Genomic DNA, 16,608 nt, shown 5'->3' with positions numbered 1-16,608 from the left:
CTCCATAGTTGAGAGGCTCACTTCCATGTTCTATCGTCTCACGTATGGATGCCCTCGCCGGACTGTTGAGCGGCCCACGGGCCCAGAACGCCTTCCTGCTGCGCGCGATGATGGCGCCGCCGTGGTCGATCAGGGCCCAGGACGGCTCGCCGCTCAGCGTCATCGTCATGCTCAGCGGCGACGCCTGGATCACCCCGGACGACGGCGAACCGGCACGGCTGGAGCAGGGCAGCATCGCGATCACCCGCGGTCCTGGCGCCTTCACCTTCGCCGACGATCCCGCCACTCCCCTGCAGATCATCATCGACCCCGGCAACCGCTGCCGCAGCCTCGACGGCCGCCCCCTGGTGCAGGAGCTCAGCCTGGGCCTGCGCACCTGGGGCACCTCCTCCGACGGCCCGGTGGCCATGCTGATCGGCAGCTACCACCTCGACACCGAGGTCAGCCGCCGGCTGCTGCGCGCTCTTCCCCCGCTGGTGGTGCAGCCGGGCGCCGACAGCCCGCTCGTCACCCTGCTCGACCACGAGATCGCCAAGGACGAGCCGGGCCAGGAGGTGGTCCTCGACCGCCTGCTCGACCTGCTGCTGATCGGCGTGCTGCGCAAGTGGTTCGCCAACCAGGCCAACCACTGGTACCTGGCCTTCAACGACCCCGTCGTGGGCATGGCGCTGCGGCTGCTGCACAACGACCCGGCTCACCCGTGGACGGTGGCGCTGCTGGCCGAGCGCGTCGGCGTCTCGCGCGCCACGCTCGCCAGGGCCTTCACCGACCTGGTGGGCGAGCCGCCGATGAGCTACCTCACCGACTGGCGGCTGACCCTGGCGGCCGACCTGCTGCGCGAACCCGGCATGACCGTCGGCAGCGTCGCGCGCAAGGTCGGCTACGGCAGCCCGTTCGCCCTCAGCGCCGCGTTCAAGCGGGTGCGGGGGGTGAGCCCGCAGGAGCACCGCTCCGGTGGTTGACAGGCCAGGAGGGCCGGGGTCAACTGAAGAGATCAGGGGACCCGGAGGATCGCGTTGCACCGTTCCATGACACTGCCCGCGTCCGACGGCAGAGTGCTGGGCGTGCATCTGAGCGGCGACCCTCACGGCTCCCCGGTCTTCCTCCTGCACGGCACGCCGGGCAGCCGGATGGGCCCGCATCCCCGCGGCCCGGTCATCCACCGCCTGGGCGTGCGCCTGATCACGATGGACCGGCCCGGCTACGGCCTGTCTGAGCGCAGGAGCGGGCGCCGGGTGGCCGACGTGGCCGAGGACGTGGCGGCCGTCGCCGACGGGCTGGGCCTGGAGCGCTTCGCGGTGGTGGGCCGCTCCGGCGGCGCCCCGCACGCGCTGGCCTGCGCGGCGCTGCTGGAGGACCGGGTGAGCAGGGCCGCGGTGCTGGCGCCCATCGCCCCGCCCGACGCCCAGGGGCTCAACTGGTTCCAGGGCATGGCCAGGTCCAACATCATCGAATACTCCTCGGCCGCCTTCGGCCTGCCGATCGTGACCCGGCTGCTGACGGCCATCGCCGAGCAGATCAGGCGCGACCCGACCCACCTGGTGCCGACGATCATGCACGAGCTCCCGGTGCCCGACCAGCACATGATCGCCGACTTCGGGGTCAGGCTGCGGCTGGCGACCAACTTCGCCGAGGCCGTACGGCGGTGCGGCGCCGACGGCTGGGTGGACGACACCCTGGCCTTCACCAGGCCGTGGGGCTTCGACCCCGAGGCGGTCACCGCCCCCACGCTCGTCTGGCACGGCGAGGCCGACGTGTTCTCGCCCGTCGACCACGCCCGCTGGCTGGGCGGCCAGCTCCCCAACGCCCACCTGGTGATCAAGCAGGGCGCGGCGCACTTCGACACGATCCGCGTCCTGCCCGACGCCCTGGCCTGGCTGGTCAGAAAGGTTGCGGCTCCAGGTCGCGGTTGACCCGGCGCCACCCGCGCAGCGCCTCGGCCGACGGGTGCACCTCGCCCAGCGTGCGCACCAGCTCGGTCAGCGTCTGCGAGCGCAGCTGGGCCGCCTCGTCCTTGCGGCCCAGCGCGCGCAGGCTCACGCACAAGTTGTGGCGGCCGGCGAGCGTGTCGGGGTGGATGTCGCCCAGCTTCTCGGTCAGTTGCTCCGTGGTCTCCCGCTCCATCGCCACCGCCCTGTCGAGGTCGCCGCTCTCGGCCAGGCAGTTGGCGAGGTTGAGGGCCGAGGCCAGGGTGAACGGGTGCGAGGCGCCGAGCTGGTCGGCCAGGCCGCGCCAAGCCCGTTCGGCCAGGTCGCGGGCGGCGACGGCGCCGTCGACGCCGCGCACGTAGGTGGCCAGGTTGTTCTTGCCGATCAGCGTGGTCGGGTGCGACTCGCCCAGGTCGGCCAGGTAGAGGTCGACCAGGCCGCCGGCCACCTCGACCGCGCGTTCCTTGTCGCCCAGCGCCGACATCGACGCGGCCAGCTCCAGCCGGGCCGCCAGCGCGTCGGGCGTGCCCTCGTAGTGACGCCGGTACCTGTCCTCGGTCTCCAAAGCCATGTTCCAGGCCTCCTGCTGCTCCCCCAGCCGCCGCAGCGAGACAGCCAGGCTCTTGGCGGCGCGCAACGTGTCGACGAACGCGTCGCCGAGCGCCTCCCTGTACCTCTGCAGCGTGGCGCGCAGCAGATCGGTCGACTCGCGGAACCGCCCCAGCTCGCGCAGGTCCCGGGCGACCTGCGCGGCCGAGAAGAGCGTGTACGGGTGGAGCAGGCCCAGCACCCGCTGGCGGCGCTCCAGGTTGTCCTGGTCGAGCACCAGGGCGTTGGCCGGGTCGCCGACCAGGCGGTAGCCGAGCGCCAGGTTGTTGGCGGCGGCCAGCGTGCGCGGATGCTCCTCGCCGTAGGCGAGCTTCCACTGGTCGTAGGTGCCCCTGTCGAGCTGCAGGCCGCGTTCGTACTCGCCCATGCCGCGCAGGTCCGCCGCGAAACCGCCGGCGGTCATCAGGGTGTGCGGGTGAATCGCGCCGACCGACTCCAGCTGCCTGGCGTGCACCCACTCGTCGAGCTCGCGCGCCTCGCCGTACTTGCCCTGGGAGCGCTTGACGTTGGCCACGTTGAACAGCAGGTGCAGGCGCTGCCTGTCGTCGACGCCGAACTCCGCCTCCCAGCGGCTGGCCAGGGCGTCCCCGAGCTCCAGCGCGGCGTCGAAGTCGCCGCGCTTCCACAGGTAGCGCACGCGGTCGGTGAGCAGCTGGCGGGTCTCCTCCTCCGTGCACTCGGTGGCCCGCGAAGGCTCCAGGTGCTGCCAGATCAGGCCGTAGCGGTGCCAGTTGTCGGGGTCGTCGACGTCGCCCTGCCGAGGTCTGGCTCCGACCAGGACGCGGTGGACGGCGTGGGTCGCGCGCACCTGCTCCGTCTCGTCCATGCCGCTGCGGATGACGGCCTGGACCAGCCGGTGCACCTGGATGGTGTTGTGCCCGAGGTCGACCTTGGCCAGGGCGTAGCGGCCGATCTCGCGGATCACCCGGCCGAGCACCAGCTTCTCGCGCAGCGAGTCGTCGTACGGCAGCAGCTCCTGCATCATCTCGTCGCTGTAGAGCAGCTGCATGGAGATCGGCTCGGGGGCGAAGAAGGCGCACAACTCCAGCAGCCGGACCGAGGCGGGCGAGGTCTCGCGCAGGCGGCGCAGCGACAGGTTCCAGGTGACCGCGACCGGGCTCGGGTAGTCGGTGGGCTGGCCCAGCCGCAGCACCTGCTCGGCCTCGCTCTCCAGCTGCGCCACGAACTCCTTGGGCGGCATGCCCGACTCGGCCAGCCAGGCCGCCGCCTGCTCGACGGCGAGCGGCAGGTTGCCCAGGCCGTTGGCGACCCGGATGGCGTACTCCGCGGCCAGGGTCGGCACCCGGCGGCTCAGGTGCTCCAGGCTCTCCTCCTGGGTGAACACGTCGATCTCCAGCGGCGACGCCACCGCCGACCAGGCGGAGTTGCGCGAGGTGATCAGCACGTGCCCGAAGGCTCCGCCTGGGAAGTAGTTCCTGATCTCGTCGGGCTCGCCGGCGTTGTCGAAGATCAGCAGCCAGCGCCGTGACTGGTCGCCGACCCTCAGCGTCTCGCGCACCTGGGCGACGACCTCGGCCACGTTCTCGGCGATGGGGATGTCCATCGCCCTGGCCAGTTCCTCGAAGGCGGTGTGGATGCGTTCCTGGTTCTCGGCCGAGATCCACCACACCACGTCGTAGTCGGCGCGGAAGCGGTGGGCGTATTCGAGCGCGACCTGCGTCTTGCCGACGCCGCCGAGGCCGTACAGGGCCTGGGGCAGGACCACCGCCTGCGCGCCGCCGGTCAGCTCCCTGCGCAGCGAGTCGAGGACGGCCGCGCGGCCGGTGAAGGCCGCGTTGCGGGCCGGGACGTTCCACACGTCGGGCTCGCTGCCGGGGAATCGGGCCCCGAGGTCCTGCAGGTCGATGGAGTCGCGGCCGACGTCGCGGCCCAGCGCGCGCATGAGGGTGCCCGCCGCGTCCTCTTCCTGGGAGCGGGTCAGGTTGGTGAGCACCCGCTGGCCGAACGGCGGCGGGAAGTGCGGCTCGCTGACCCGCAGGGCGACGAGCTCGGTACGGCCCGCGGCCTCGGCCTCAGTGAGCTCCCTCCAGACCTCCAGCCGCCTCAGCGCCCGGACGAAGGCGCTCGACAGCACCACGATCGACTGCTGCGGATGGTTGCGCTGCTGGTGCTCGCTGTTCTCGGCGTCGACCGCCTGGAGCATGACGCGGTAGCCGTGCCGGTCGAGCAGCATGGCGATCCAGTCGGCCCACATCTGGTCCTCGGTGACGTACCAGAGCTGGATGTCGGAGTGGTGCCCGGCCAGGCGGCGGGTGTACTGGTCGCGGTAGCGCAGCCGTACCTGCTCGTCCATCGGCGCCAGGCGGGAGACCTCGCCGTCGGTCAGTTCCTCGGCGAGCCGCTCGAAGGAGGCCAGCATCGAGACGGGACGGTTGGGGACGTCGCCGAAGGCGGCCAGGATCTCCTCGAAGGCGTAGTAGGGCACGTAGGGGATCTCGACGTTGCCCCAGTAGGAGTCGAGGCGCTGCGGGCCCAGGCCGCGAGGGAAGGACTCGAAGCGGCTGCGGGCCAGGCTGCGGCCGGCGTCGCACTTCTCGTTCTCGTTCATCTCGACGCGCATCGGCACGGGCAGGATGCGGATGCCGCGGTCGCGGTAGCGGTCGGCGATGTGCCTGACGACGCCGGCGGTGCCCTCGATGCCCTGGTCGGAGAGGGTGAAGCAGGCCACGAGGGAGTCGGGCAGCTGCACGGTGCAGATCTCGGCGATGTCGCTCAGCCCGGTGCGCGAGTCGATCAGGACGTAGTCGTAGCCGGCGCGCATGTCGTCGCGGAGCGCGTCGAGGAAGACGCCGCCGCCCTGCCGCTCGTAGAAGGTGTCCCAGTCGAAGCCGGAGACCAGCGAGGAGTAGTCGCGGTTCTGCCGCCCGGCGGTCAGCAGTTCGAGCGAGCCGTCGCCGAAGTCGAAGTCGACCGTGATGGTGTGCGGCTTGACCTGGGCGTGGCCGCGGTGCCAGTCGGGTGGCCGCTCCGTGTTCTTCATGACCTCCCACTGGTAGTTCGTGATCATGTCGATCACGCCCGGAGTGGCGCCGATCATGCCCTGTTCGAGGAACGGGTGGAAGAACCTGTGCAGTCCGGGCGACTCCAGGTCCCAGTCGACCACCAGCACCCGTTTGCCCGCCGATGCCAGGATCCAGGCGACGTTGGCGACCGCCATGGTCCGGCCGGTGCCGCCCTTGTAGGAGTAGAAAGTGATGATCTGCCCCGTGGTCATGTCCTCTCCCTCCTGATCAGAACCTGGGTCGTTCCGTGCCGCTGTCGGGCGGCGGGTTGGCCGCGCCGTGCTTGAAGTACTGCCTGCTGGCGTTGTCGACCTGCTCGATCAGCGCCTCCTCCAGGTCGGCCGCGGCGGCGACCTGGGTGACCATGCCGCGTTCCTTGGCCTTGGGCCCGAGGGTCTCGCCGATGCGGCGCAGGTCGTCGGGCGAGGGGTCCTTCTCCCACACCACGACGACGGCGACCCACGGTTTGACGACCAGGTATCTGAGGTCGGGCCCGGCGGCCTTGGCGTCGACGATCACCACGACGGGCCGGACGGGATGCGACCTGGTCAGCTCGGCGCGAAAGGAGTGCAGGTCACGAAGGTCCGGGGTGCACTGTTTGGCGCTGGCGATGCGGACGGCGACGTCGCGCGCGTGCCAGTCGGGCGCGGACAGCACGGCCAGGGCCAGGGGGCGCTCGCCGTCCTGGCCACCGAAGGCGTTCTCGCTGAGGGTGAAGTCCTCGGCGGTGCCGTGGGGCAGGTGGCGCGACTCGTGGGCCTTGGCGACGATCACCGTGGCCAGCTTCATGATGACCCTGTTGGCCTCGGCCCGGTGGGTGCGCATCAGGCCGTAGAGGCCCTCGCGGTGGTATTTCTCGCCCAGATCGGGACCGCGATACTGAATCTCCCTGGCGCACGGCGGCAGGTCGCGGCAGGGCGCCCAGAGGACCGGGACGATCGGCCTGTCGATCGCCGGAACGCCGTCGAACCGGTGCGCGAAGGTGGCCCACTCCCGGCCGCAGTTCTTGCTCTGGAACAGGCGCGGAGAATACAGCGGCACAAAAACCGAGCACGTATTCAGATGGGCCGTGATGGCGGCGACCCACGAGCTGCCCAGTTCCAGCGTGACGTCCATGAATCCGGCCGGGTTCGCGCTGAGGTTGGCCAGATCGATGGTGAGGCTCTCGTAGAACGTCCGCACCCAGTAGTTGGGATCCACCCGGTCACTGGGATTGTGCTTGGGAATGCGGGCGTAGCTCAGGAAACAGATGGGTCCAGGAGGCGGGTCTGGTTGATATGGTGCCAATCCGCCCCCCTTCGCGAGATCTTCACTATAGAAATCGGCTCAGCGTAAGGAAAGGGCTTCAAATACGGCTGACCCAATTCTCGTAATGGGCATGTGCCATCTTCGTGGCCCTCTCTTCCGCGCCCGGGGCGACCGGCTCGGCGAGCGCGGGTTCGAGCGCCTCGGCCATGCCCGCCACGAACAGCTCCCCGGCCGGGGTCAAAGCGCCGGACTCGGCCAGCGTGCCCAGCGCCCTGCTGGTCTGCGCCCGCCACCGCGCGAACTCGACCTCGCCGGGCTCGGGCGCCCGGTGCCGGTGGCCGCGCCAGAACTCGGTGACCGCCAGGTGCGCGTAGGTGCCCTGCAACAGGCCCTCGAACGGACGGGGATCAGGGCGCCAGGGGGCGTAGAACAGCCGCCGCTCGCCCGCGTCGAACAGGTCTGCCGCGTCGAGCAGAGCGCCCAGCTTGACGTGCTGGAACTCGTGGATGAGCAGCAGCGCCAGGAGCGCGGGGTCCGCGGGCAGCGCTGCGGCGACCGCTCCGAAGGCGTGGCGGGCGGCCGAGCTGATCTCGCCGCCGTTCTCGGGGGCCGCCAGCGGCATCACGACGCGCAGGCCCGATGTCAGGGCGCCGCGATACCGCGGGAAGTCGGTCTCGATCAGGGCGGCCGCGGCGGCGAACGCCTCCCGCCACCGCGCGCTCGTCTCCTCGTCCAGGCGTGGCTCGGGGTCGTGGCCGTGGCAGCCGCGATACGGGTCGAGGTCCTCCAGCACCACGGTGTCGCTCAACCGGCGCAGCGGCTCCTCGACCTCACCGGGTTCCGGTACGGCCAGCCGTACGCCGTCGCGGGCCGGGACCGCGCCCAGGGTCGGCAGGTAGGCCCAGCCGTCGCGGGCCGCGACCGCGATCCCCGCCTGGAGTCCCGCGTGCGCCGCCGCCGCGGCGGCGATGTTGCCCAGATACCCGGCGTGCGAGGAGTCGGCCAGGCACGAGGTCGCCCACACGCGCACGTAGGGGTGGTCGATGACGCGCCTGACCGCCTCCGGGTGCGTGGCGTCGAGGTGGGTGAGCAGTTCCCAGGCCTCGGGGTGGTGGCCGCCCGCGGCCTTCAGCAGGGCCCGGCCGATGGAGCGCTGGATCCCCGCGAGCACCTCCACGTCGGCGGCGTCGCCGTACCCACGGGAGAGCGCCTCGAAGGTGGGGCCGGGCAGCGCATGGGTGGGCACGGTGGCACTCCGCACGTAGGTGATGAGGTCGAGCAGGTCGGGGCAGTAGACGCTGGGGTTGGCGAAGCCGCTGCCGCTCTTGAAGCGGTGGGCGTACAGGCCGCCGCCGCAGGTGCCGACCACCGGGCAGGCGCGGCACGTGTCGGAGAGCGAGGCCAGGCCGAGCTGCCTGCCGGCGATCCCGGCGTGCGCGGCCACCTCGTCGAGGTCGTGGCGGAAGACGTCGAGCTGGGTGGCGGGGGCGCCGTGGTAGGCGACCTTGAGCGAGTCGGCCTGCTCGTAACCGCCGTCGGTCTCGATCACGACGAGGTCCTTGGCGTCGAGGCCGAGGGATTCGGTCAGGCTGATGCCGCCGCGCGTGGTGCGCACGATCGAGCTGAAGGTGCGGATCGGCAACCGCCCGCCGTCGGCGCGCCAGGCGTCGAAGATCGCCTTCAGCCAGGCGGCGTAGGCGTCGGGCACCGGGCGCATCGGCGGGGTGTCCCACGTGGCGTGGGGCAGCAGGAAGTCGACCGCGGGCGGCTCGAATCCCCTGAGCGCCTCGTAGACGGCGATCGGGTCGTTGCGGACGTCGATCGTGCACAGCAGACCGGAGTACAGGCCCGTGCCGCGCAGCAGGCCGAGCGCGCGCACCACCCGGTCGTAGCTGGAGCGGCCGTCGGCGTAGCGCCGGTGCCGGTCGTTGGCCTCGCGGTCGCCGTCGACGGAGACCCCGACCAGGACGTGGTGACGCTCGAAGACGTCGAGATAGGCCTTGCTCAGCAGGACGCCGTTGGTGTGGATCTTCAGCTCGAGCTCGCACTCGAGGCCCTGGCGGAGGGCCCGCGCGATCTCGTCGAGCCGTCTGGGCCCGGCCAGCAGCGGCTCGCCGCCGTGCAGGATGACGTGGACCCGGTCGAGGCCGTGGCGTTTGACGTGTTCGGCGATGCGCAGCACGGTCTGGTCGAGAGCCTCGGGCGTGATGACCTTCGGTTTGCTCGACCACGAGGTGTCGGCGGCCTCGTAGACATAGCAGTGGTCACACGCCAAATCACACCTGGTGTGAACTTTGAGGATGAACTGCCGGAATGGCCGTGCCATCCCCCAACGGTAATACTCCGCGGCTAGATGGAGGAGTTGAACGCGGTGATATCGAGCCTCTCGACGGTCTGCGGAGCGATGCGGCGAAGGATCTCGTCGATGTCGTCTTGCAGCACCTCGGCCAGGGCGACCTCGGTGAGGTCGGGCACTGCCGACTGGGGGAGCGCTTCGGTGATGCTCATTTCAACAACCACCCCATCTGTCGGCTGGCGCCGTCATGCCCCGAACACTGTCTTCCTATCATCCGCCCGGGGGCCACAATTACCCTTTGGGTAACAGTGTCCTATTGCTTTTCCGAGAGGCGGCACCAGTTTTATGTATCACCGAGAAGTACGCAAACTGGCTGCTCGGCGTTCACCCGGCCTTCGCGAACTCGCCTCGACCTGGGGGCTGCACGAGCATCCGGGCGAGCTTCCCCACCGCGTCCACAACAACGACGGCACCGCGTGGGTGTGGGGCGAAATGTCGGGAATCTCCATCACCGGCCGCTTCGGCAACGCCTTCGACGTGTTCGCCGCGCGGGCGACCGAGGAGATGATCGAGCACGCCTTCGAGACGACGGCCGCCGGTACGGCGGAGCCGTACATCCTGACCGACGTCGTCGACGACGACCACGAGCGGATCGCCCTGCTGGAGCGGCTCGGCTTCGAGCGCTTCCGCGTCTGGGACCACGTCAACACGATCGAGCTGAGCGACGTCGAGGTGCCCGCCACCGCCCGCGAGGCGACGCAGGACGACGCACCCGGCATCGCCGACGCCCTGGAAGGCGCCTTCGGCGAGCGGCGCGACTGGTTCTGGGAACGCGCCGCCGTCGGCGTCGCGGGCGACGGGACGATCGGCGCGGTCACGTTCTTCTGGACCGACCCGGTGACGAAGACCGGCCACTTCGAACCGGTCGGCACCCACCCCGCCCACCGGCGGCGCGGCCTGGCCAGGGCCGCGATGCTGCACGGCCTGCGCGAACTGCGCGCGGCGGGGATGACCTCGGCGACGGTCAACCACAACGCCGAGAACCTCCCCGCCGCCGCGCTCTACCGGTCACTCGGCTTCCGCGTCACCAACGAGACGTACGGCTACCGCCGGCCGCGCGGGAACTGACGCCCGGCCACGCCGGCCTCACGTGGTCGCCAGAGCCATCGTCGGCGACATCCTGGCGGCCCGCATGGCCGGGTAGATCCCCGCGATCGTCCCGATGAGCAGCGTCGCCCCGATCGCCCCGCCGATCGCCCACGGAGGCACGATCGGCGGCCAGTCCCTGCTGAAGGCGTAGCCGCCTGTCGCCAGGGTGCCGAGCACCGCGCCCACGACCCCGCCCAGCGCCGACAGCAGCAACGACTCGGCCAGGAACTGCACGCGGATCTGCCCCCTGGTCGCCCCGAGCGAGCGCCGCAGGCCGATCTCCTTGCGCCGCTCCAGGACCGAGATGACCATGGTGTTGGCCACCCCCACCCCGCCCACGAGCAGGGCCACCGCCCCCAGGCCGAGCAGCAGGTTGGTGAAGGCGCCCGCCGCGGCGGCCTTGGCGGCCAGGCCGTCGGAGGGCCGGCTGACCTCGACCTCCTCGGGGTTCTCCGGGTTGACCGTCTGCGGCAGGATCGCCCGCACCGCCTCCACCGAGGCGTCGGTGGAGCGCTCGTAGATGGTCGTGGCGTGCCCGTCGAAGTCGAGGTACTTCTCCGCGGCGGGGAAGCCGACGAGCGCGGACCGTTCGATCTCGGGGGCGAGCGTCATCGGGCCGAGGATGCCGATGACGCTGAACCAGCGGTCGCCCATCCACACCCTGACCCCCGTGCGGGTGATGCCCAGCCGTTTGGCCGCCTCGGAGCCCAGCACGACCGCCGGCTGGCGCTCGGTGGCCGCGTTGAGCCAGGTGCCGCGCCGTACCTCGCCCTCCAGGGTCTTGAGCAGCTCGGCGGAGGCGGCCTGGACGGTGATGCCGCCGGTGACCGCCTCGGGGATGCGGTCGGTGCGCCGCACGCTGGTGTCGACCACGCCGGTGGCGGCGGCGGTCTGCACCGGGCCGATGCGCTCGACCATCTCCAGGGCCTTGACCGGCAGCTTGGCCTCCTCGCCGAACATGGTCTGGCCGGGACCGACGGTCAGCAGGTTGGTGCCGAGCCGGTCGAGCTGGCGCAGCAACTGCTCGCGTGACGACGACGAGATGCCGATCACCGCGATCATCGTGGCGATGCCGATCGCGATGCCGAGTGCCGACAGGAAGACCCGCGTGGGCCTGGTGCGCAGGCCGACCGCCCCGACCCGCAGGACGTCCCTGGCCGACAGGCGTGCGGGCTTCACGTGAGCCGCCCGTCGCGCATGCGGACCTGGCGCGGGCACCACTCGGCGATGTCGTTGTCGTGCGTGATGATCGCGATCGTGGTGCCCGCGTCGTTGAGGTCCTTGAGCACCTTCAGCACCTCGGCGCCCGAGGCGGTGTCGAGGTTGCCGGTCGGCTCGTCGGCCAGCAGCAGCGGCGGGTCGCCCACCACCGCCCTGGCCACCGCGACCCGCTGCTGCTCGCCGCCCGACATCTGGTTGGGCTTGTGGTCCAGCCGGTGGCCGAGCCCGACCCGCTCCAGCGCCTTCCTGGCCCTCCTGCGGCGTTCCCGCAGCGGCGCCCCGCTGTAGAGCATGCCGTCGGCGACGTTGTCGAGCGCGGTGACGCCGGGCGACAGGTGGAACTGCTGGAAGACGAAGCCCAGGTGGCGGGCGCGCAGCGCCGACAGCTGGCGGTCGGTCAGCCTGGCCACGTCGTGGCCGGCGATGCGCACCGTCCCTGACGTCGGCCGGTCGAGCGTGCCGATCATGTGGAGCATGGTCGACTTGCCCGAGCCCGACGGCCCGACGATGGCCAGCAGCTCGCCCGGCTCGACCTCCAGGTCCACGCCGCGCAGCGCCTGGACCTGGCCGTTGTAGACCTTGGTCACCTCTTTCAGCTCGATGATCATGTACTCGGCACCCCGACCTTCATGCCCTCCTTCAGATCGCCCTTCACCTCGACGAAGCCGCTGCCGAAAGCGCCCGTCTTCACTGGCACGATCCGCGTGGCCGCACCCTCGACCACCTCCACGCCGAACCCGCCCTCGCGCAGCGCGAGCAGCGCCTCGACCGGCACGGCGAGCACGTCCTCGTGCTTCTCGCTCTGCAGCTCGACCTCGACGGGCGCGTGGTCGAGACGCGTCTTCGGCTTCTTGGTGAGCGTGATCTCGACGTCGATCGTGGTGGTCTGGTTCTCGCGCTCGCCGGTGACCTCGGCGACCGTGCCGACCTCGGTGATGCGGCCCGCCACCGTCTCGCCGCCCGGCAGCTCCACCGAGACCTTGGCGCCCTTCCTGGCCAGGGCCTGGTCGGAGGCGTTCAGGTCCATGTGGACCTGGAGCTTGGTGCCGCTGACCGCCAGCGCCTTCTGGCCCGGCCGTACCTTGTCGCCCTTGGCCGCGCTCACCTCCTTGACACGTACGGCCGACGGCAGGAAGACCACCTCGGCGGCGGTGACGCGGCCGGTCTCCTCCAGGCCTCGGTCGTCCTGCCACTCCTTGATCGCGGCGTAGGTCGAGTACGTGAACTCGTCGTCCACGGTCACGTCGTAACCCAGGGCCTTCAGGTTGCGTTCGAGCTGCCTGACGTCGGGGCCGTCGCCGACACCCCAGTACAGGTCGCGGTAGAGGGGCAGCTCGCCGTACATCAGGGTGACCGGCTTGCGGTCCACCTTCAGCAGGCTCTGGCCCCTCTTGACGACCTTGCCCTGGTCGGGCGCCCAGGTGACGGTGCCCGACGCCTCGATGGCGACCTGCTGCTCGTCGGCGTAGATCAACTCGCCGTCGACGGTCTGCGTGTCGACCAGGTCACGCCGCTCGACCGTCGCCGTGGCAGGCACCTCCGCCTGGGGCTCGGCAGCCGGCGCGGGCTGGTTGAGCAGGACGAACGCCGCCCCGCCGCCGATCACGAGCGCGGCCAGGACCAGGAGGCCGGCCTTCATGATCCCTGACCCTCCGGACCGAACTCCTTGCAGGCGGCCTGCGCCTCGTCGACCTTCTTCGGGTCGGTGCCCCTCGGGACGTTGATCTCGATGCGGCCGTCGGCCGACGGGTCCTTCATCGGGATGCCGTGCTCGCGCATGCACTGGGCGAACTTGAGCATGCGGTCGCGCTCCTCGGCGGGGATGCCCTGACCCCTGTCGCCGACCGCGCCCTCCATGTGGTGCTGGCAGGCCTTCTGCGCCTTCTCCATCTTCTCGCGGTCGCCGGGGCCGCCCTTCATCATGATCCGGCCGTTCTTGGGATCCTCCATCTGCACGCCGTTCTCACGCATGCACTGGGCGAACTTGAGCGCCGCCGCGTCGCTGTCGACGGTGGCCGACGGGGAGGACGACGGCTGGGCCGTACCTCCGCCGGCGCTGGCGACTCCGGTGTCGGCGGGTGCGCCTCCGCAGGCGGCGACGGACATGGCCAGCATCAGGGCCGGCAGGATGAGCCTTCTCATGGCGGCAACTGTCGGGCGGGCCGCGCTAAACGCGGATAAGGCGCCTGACTTACCGGCGTCTAACACTTCCCACGGCACCCTCATAGGCATGCGAGTGCTGGTGGTGGAGGACGAGGAACAGATGGCCGACGCCATCGCCCGCGGACTGCGGCTGCACGCGATGGCCGTCGACGTCGCCTACGACGGGCAGGAGGCGCTGGAGCGCGCCTCCTACGTCGACTACGACGTGGTCGTGCTCGACCGCGACCTGCCCGAGGTGCACGGCGACGAGGTCTGCGCCTCGCTCAACGGCAGCACGCGGGTGCTCATGCTCACCGCCGCCGGCCAGGTGCGCGACCGCGTGCAGGGACTGGGGCTCGGCGCCGACGACTACCTGGCCAAGCCGTTCGTCTTCGCCGAACTGGTCGCGCGTGTCCGCACCCTCGGGCGCAGAACCGTGCGCGACGTCCCGGTGCTGGTCGAACGGCGCGGCATCGTGCTCGACCCGGCCAGGCGCACCGTCCTGCGCGGCCCGCGCGAGATCGTGCTCAACCGCAAGGAGTTCGACCTGCTGCGGGTGCTGATGGAGGCGTCCGGATCGCTGGTCAGCTCCGCCGACCTGCGGCGCCGCGTGTGGGACGAGTTCGCCGTCGAGAGCGGGGTGCTACGGGTGACCATGACGTCGCTGCGCCGCAAGCTGGGCGCACCCGCCGTGATCGAGAACGAGCCCGGGAAGGGTTACCGGCTGTGAAGCGGCTCGGGCTGCGCATGCGGCTGACACTGATCTACGGCGGGCTGTTCTTCCTGGCCGGATCGGTGCTCGTATGGTTCACGTACCTGTCCAACAGCCGCTCGCTCAACGTGCGCATCGTGGGCAAGTTCACCGCCACCGCCACCGCCCCGCCCACCGGGCCGCAGGTGGACAGGTTCTACGTCGACGACGCCATGAAGGGCCTGGAACAGAGCGCGATCAACGTCCAGAACGACATGCTGCGCACCTCGATCATCATCCTGGTGATGGTCGGGCTGGTGGCGCTGATCATCGGCTACTTCGTCGCCGACCGCGCCCTGCGCCCGCTGGAGCGCGTCACCGAGACCGCCCAACGGCTCTCGGAGAGCACCCTGCACGAGCGGATCGGCCTTCGAGGCCCCGCCGACGAGGTCAAGAAGCTCGCCGACACCTTCGACGCGATGCTGGACCGGCTGCACCGGGTCTTCGACAACCAGCGGCGCTTCATAGCCAACGCCTCCCACGAACTGCGCACCCCGCTCGCGATCAACCGGACCGTCCTGGAGGTCGCCCTCGAGGAGCCGGCCGTCTCCGAAGACCTCCGGGTGCTCGCCCGCTCCCTGCTCGGCACCAACGCCCGCTACGAGCGGCTGATCGAAGGACTGCTCCTGCTGGCCGAGTCGTCGGAAGAGCTCGCGGTGCGCAAGCCCGTCGACCTGTCGCAGATCGTCAGGACAGCCCTCGCCGACGTGCCGCTGCGCTCCGCCGAAGTGACCGCGGAACTGCCCGCCGTCATGGTCGACGGCGATCCGCTGCTGCTGGAGAGATGCGTCTTCAACCTGCTGGAGAACGCCGCCAAGTACAACGTCAAGCACGGGCACATCTGGGTCGCCGTCGACCTCGACGGCTCGCTCCGCGTCGAGAACACCGGCCCCGCCGTACCTCCCTACGAGGTCGACGACCTGTTCGAACCCTTCAGACGCGGCCACGGCGACCGGGTGCGCTCGGCCCGCGGCTCAGGGCTCGGCCTCTCGATCGTCCGCGCCATCGTCGAGGCCCACGGCGGCACCGTCGCGGCCGTGGCCCGCCCCTCCGGCGGGCTCGCCGTGACCGTACGGCTCACGCCAGCGGAATCAGGTAGTGGATGAAACCCCTGTTGACCGCCACCTGGTCGTACAGCCTGCGAGCGGTGGCGTTGCCCTCCTGAGTCAGCCAGTAGACGCGGCTGAGCTCCCTGTCCTTCGCCCACACGGTCACGGCCTCGATCAGCGTGCGCGCCACCCCCCGGCCGCGCGCCACCGGGTCGGTGAACAGGTCCTGCAGGTAGCAGACGTCCGCCGAAGTGGTGCTCGCGTGGACGAGGAAGTGGGTGATGCCCACCAGCCTCCCGTCGAGCCTCGCCCCCAGGGCGTGGACACGGGTGTCGTCCATGAACGCCCGCCACGACGAGTCGTACTGCTCCTGCGGCAGCTCGCGCTCGTAGAAGGCGTTGTAGCCCGCGAACAGCTCCTGCCACCGCGCGCGATCTTCGGGAACCAGCCTGCCGATCTCGATCACGGGGTAAGGCTAGCCCTACCAACACTTGGCCAGCTCGCGGGATCGAGAGCCGGGCGCGACCTCCGTAGTTTCTTAGACATGAGAACCCTCCAGCGCCTCCGCGCCGACAGCCGCTACACCATCATCGGCTTCCCCACCTCCATCGCCTCCTTCAGCCTGACCATCGCCGGCGTGGCCGCGGGCATCGGCAGCGCCGTCGCCTTCGTCGGGCTGCCCATCCTGTCCGGCACCGCGGCCATGGGCCGCCGCTTCGCCGACCTCGAGCGCTCCTCGATCGCCTCGGTCGTCGACCACCCCGTGGAGTCACCCGCCTACACCGAAGCGCCGTCGTGGGCCGGCTGGTTCCGCCGCGTCATGAACCCCCTGCTGAACGGCCAGGCCGGGCTCGACCTGCTGCACGCCGTCCTTTCCTTCCCCCTTGCCATCGTCTCCTTCGTGCTGACCGTCACCTGGTGGGCCGGGACCGTCCTCGGACTGACCTTCCCGCTGTACGGGTGGATCCTGTTCAACACCATCGGTCCCGAGGGCAGCCTGCCCGCGCTGCTCGGCTTCGGCGGCGGGCTGGCCGGTTACGTGATCTTCAACACCGTCGTGGGGCTGCTGTTCGCGATCACCCTGGTGCCCGTCGTGCGCCTGGCGGCCCTCGTCCGGGCCAGCCTGGGCGAGGCCCTCCTCACCCGGGCCGTCCATGGGACGCGGCCCTCACGGGTGGCGATGGCGGCGTGA

General features: G+C 70.7%; 15 protein-coding genes. 6 read left to right on the top strand and 9 right to left on the bottom strand.

The annotated features are described in order from the left end of the window. Positions 1–44 precede the first annotated feature (44 nt). Together ACIBH1_RS44070 and ACIBH1_RS44065 are read left to right on the top strand one after the other, a co-directional pair. Positions 45–962: an AraC family transcriptional regulator gene (locus ACIBH1_RS44070; protein WP_397320073.1), complete on the top strand. Its 918-nt coding sequence runs from the start codon at positions 45–47 to the stop codon at positions 960–962. Positions 963–1,028: 66 nt separating this feature from the next. Next, the gene (locus ACIBH1_RS44065) at positions 1,029–1,913 is read left to right on the top strand and encodes an alpha/beta fold hydrolase (protein ID WP_397320072.1); all 885 of its coding nucleotides are present in this window, start codon (positions 1,029–1,031) and stop codon (positions 1,911–1,913) included. Here ACIBH1_RS44065 and fxsT read toward each other — a convergent pair. From fxsT to ACIBH1_RS44045, 4 genes are read right to left on the bottom strand one after another with little or no spacing between them, the layout of a single operon-like run. Then, positions 1,882–5,772, bottom strand: coding sequence for an FxSxx-COOH system tetratricopeptide repeat protein (gene fxsT / locus ACIBH1_RS44060; protein WP_397320071.1), 3,891 nt, complete (start codon positions 5,770–5,772; stop codon positions 1,882–1,884). The genes ACIBH1_RS44065 and fxsT overlap by 32 nt on opposite strands. A 16-nt stretch (positions 5,773–5,788) precedes the next feature. Then, entirely contained in the window at positions 5,789–6,847 is a 1,059-nt protein-coding gene (locus ACIBH1_RS44055; RefSeq protein WP_397320070.1) for a TIR-like protein FxsC, read from the bottom strand. 58 nt (positions 6,848–6,905) lie between these two features. Continuing rightward, entirely contained in the window at positions 6,906–9,134 is a 2,229-nt protein-coding gene (locus ACIBH1_RS44050; protein WP_397320069.1) for an FxsB family cyclophane-forming radical SAM/SPASM peptide maturase, read from the bottom strand. 23 nt (positions 9,135–9,157) lie between these two features. Further along, on the bottom strand, positions 9,158–9,316 hold the full coding sequence (locus ACIBH1_RS44045) for a hypothetical protein (RefSeq protein ID WP_397320068.1): 159 nt from the start codon (positions 9,314–9,316) through the stop codon (positions 9,158–9,160). Between the two features lie 133 nt (positions 9,317–9,449). Here ACIBH1_RS44045 and ACIBH1_RS44040 point away from each other — a divergent pair, with 133 nt between their 5' ends. Further along, positions 9,450–10,232 carry a GNAT family N-acetyltransferase gene (locus ACIBH1_RS44040; protein ID WP_397320067.1) on the top strand — a complete coding sequence of 261 codons (783 nt, stop codon included), beginning with the start codon at positions 9,450–9,452 and terminating at the stop codon, positions 10,230–10,232. Between the two features lie 18 nt (positions 10,233–10,250). Here the strand turns inward: ACIBH1_RS44040 and ACIBH1_RS44035 are convergent, their stop codons facing one another. The 4 genes from ACIBH1_RS44035 to ACIBH1_RS44020 are packed head-to-tail and all read right to left on the bottom strand — an operon-like array spanning position 10,251 to position 13,616. After that, a complete protein-coding gene (locus ACIBH1_RS44035) occupies positions 10,251–11,432 on the bottom strand; it encodes an ABC transporter permease (RefSeq protein WP_397320066.1) in 1,182 nt (393 codons plus the stop codon). Next, entirely contained in the window at positions 11,429–12,082 is a 654-nt protein-coding gene (locus tag ACIBH1_RS44030; RefSeq protein ID WP_397320065.1) for an ABC transporter ATP-binding protein, read from the bottom strand. Before ACIBH1_RS44030 ends, ACIBH1_RS44035 begins: the two co-directional genes overlap by 4 nt. Next, complete coding sequence (locus ACIBH1_RS44025; protein ID WP_397320064.1) at positions 12,079–13,113, bottom strand: efflux RND transporter periplasmic adaptor subunit; 1,035 nt, start codon at positions 13,111–13,113, stop codon at positions 12,079–12,081. Before ACIBH1_RS44025 ends, ACIBH1_RS44030 begins: the two co-directional genes overlap by 4 nt. Further along, entirely contained in the window at positions 13,110–13,616 is a 507-nt protein-coding gene (locus ACIBH1_RS44020) for a hypothetical protein (protein ID WP_397320063.1), read from the bottom strand. The genes ACIBH1_RS44025 and ACIBH1_RS44020 overlap by 4 nt, the downstream gene beginning before the upstream one ends. Before the next feature lie 88 nt (positions 13,617–13,704). Between ACIBH1_RS44020 and ACIBH1_RS44015 the strand changes: the two genes are divergently transcribed. Together ACIBH1_RS44015 and ACIBH1_RS44010 are read left to right on the top strand one after the other, a co-directional pair. Continuing rightward, positions 13,705–14,346 carry a response regulator transcription factor gene (locus tag ACIBH1_RS44015; RefSeq protein WP_397320062.1) on the top strand — a complete coding sequence of 214 codons (642 nt, stop codon included), beginning with the start codon at positions 13,705–13,707 and terminating at the stop codon, positions 14,344–14,346. Next, on the top strand, positions 14,343–15,473 hold the full coding sequence (locus tag ACIBH1_RS44010; protein WP_397320061.1) for a sensor histidine kinase: 1,131 nt from the start codon (positions 14,343–14,345) through the stop codon (positions 15,471–15,473). Before ACIBH1_RS44015 ends, ACIBH1_RS44010 begins: the two co-directional genes overlap by 4 nt. On the opposite strand, the gene ACIBH1_RS44005 is transcribed toward ACIBH1_RS44010, so the two are convergent. Next, positions 15,445–15,882 (bottom strand): GNAT family N-acetyltransferase, encoded by a 438-nt coding sequence (locus ACIBH1_RS44005; RefSeq protein ID WP_397320060.1) that lies wholly within the window; start codon positions 15,880–15,882, stop codon positions 15,445–15,447. The two genes, ACIBH1_RS44010 and ACIBH1_RS44005, sit on opposite strands and share 29 nt — an antisense overlap. A gap of 78 nt (positions 15,883–15,960) precedes the next feature. On the opposite strand from ACIBH1_RS44005, the gene ACIBH1_RS44000 reads away from it, so the two are divergent. Then, a complete protein-coding gene (locus ACIBH1_RS44000) occupies positions 15,961–16,608 on the top strand; it encodes a sensor domain-containing protein (protein ID WP_397320059.1) in 648 nt (215 codons plus the stop codon).

This window comes from Nonomuraea sp. NPDC050663, assembly GCF_044456985.1.
In the GTDB taxonomy this organism is placed as follows: domain Bacteria; phylum Actinomycetota; class Actinomycetes; order Streptosporangiales; family Streptosporangiaceae; genus Nonomuraea.
The sequence above is the reverse complement of the archived record's forward strand: the minus strand, read 5'-3'. Positions and strand labels throughout refer to the sequence as shown.

Coding starts and splice junctions, on each gene's coding strand:
- ACIBH1_RS44030 (WP_397320065.1), bottom strand. CDS start 12,082: ATGATCATCGAGCTGAAAGAGGTGACCAAGGTCTACAACGGCCAGGTC.
- ACIBH1_RS44025 (WP_397320064.1), bottom strand. CDS start 13,113: ATGAAGGCCGGCCTCCTGGTCCTGGCCGCGCTCGTGATCGGCGGCGGG.
- ACIBH1_RS44045 (WP_397320068.1), bottom strand. CDS start 9,316: ATGAGCATCACCGAAGCGCTCCCCCAGTCGGCAGTGCCCGACCTCACC.
- ACIBH1_RS44065 (WP_397320072.1), top strand. CDS start 1,029: ATGACACTGCCCGCGTCCGACGGCAGAGTGCTGGGCGTGCATCTGAGC.
- ACIBH1_RS44070 (WP_397320073.1), top strand. CDS start 45: ATGGATGCCCTCGCCGGACTGTTGAGCGGCCCACGGGCCCAGAACGCC.
- ACIBH1_RS44015 (WP_397320062.1), top strand. CDS start 13,705: ATGCGAGTGCTGGTGGTGGAGGACGAGGAACAGATGGCCGACGCCATC.
- fxsT (WP_397320071.1), bottom strand. CDS start 5,772: ATGACCACGGGGCAGATCATCACTTTCTACTCCTACAAGGGCGGCACC.
- ACIBH1_RS44040 (WP_397320067.1), top strand. CDS start 9,450: ATGTATCACCGAGAAGTACGCAAACTGGCTGCTCGGCGTTCACCCGGC.
- ACIBH1_RS44020 (WP_397320063.1), bottom strand. CDS start 13,616: ATGAGAAGGCTCATCCTGCCGGCCCTGATGCTGGCCATGTCCGTCGCC.
- ACIBH1_RS44050 (WP_397320069.1), bottom strand. CDS start 9,134: ATGGCACGGCCATTCCGGCAGTTCATCCTCAAAGTTCACACCAGGTGT.
- ACIBH1_RS44000 (WP_397320059.1), top strand. CDS start 15,961: ATGAGAACCCTCCAGCGCCTCCGCGCCGACAGCCGCTACACCATCATC.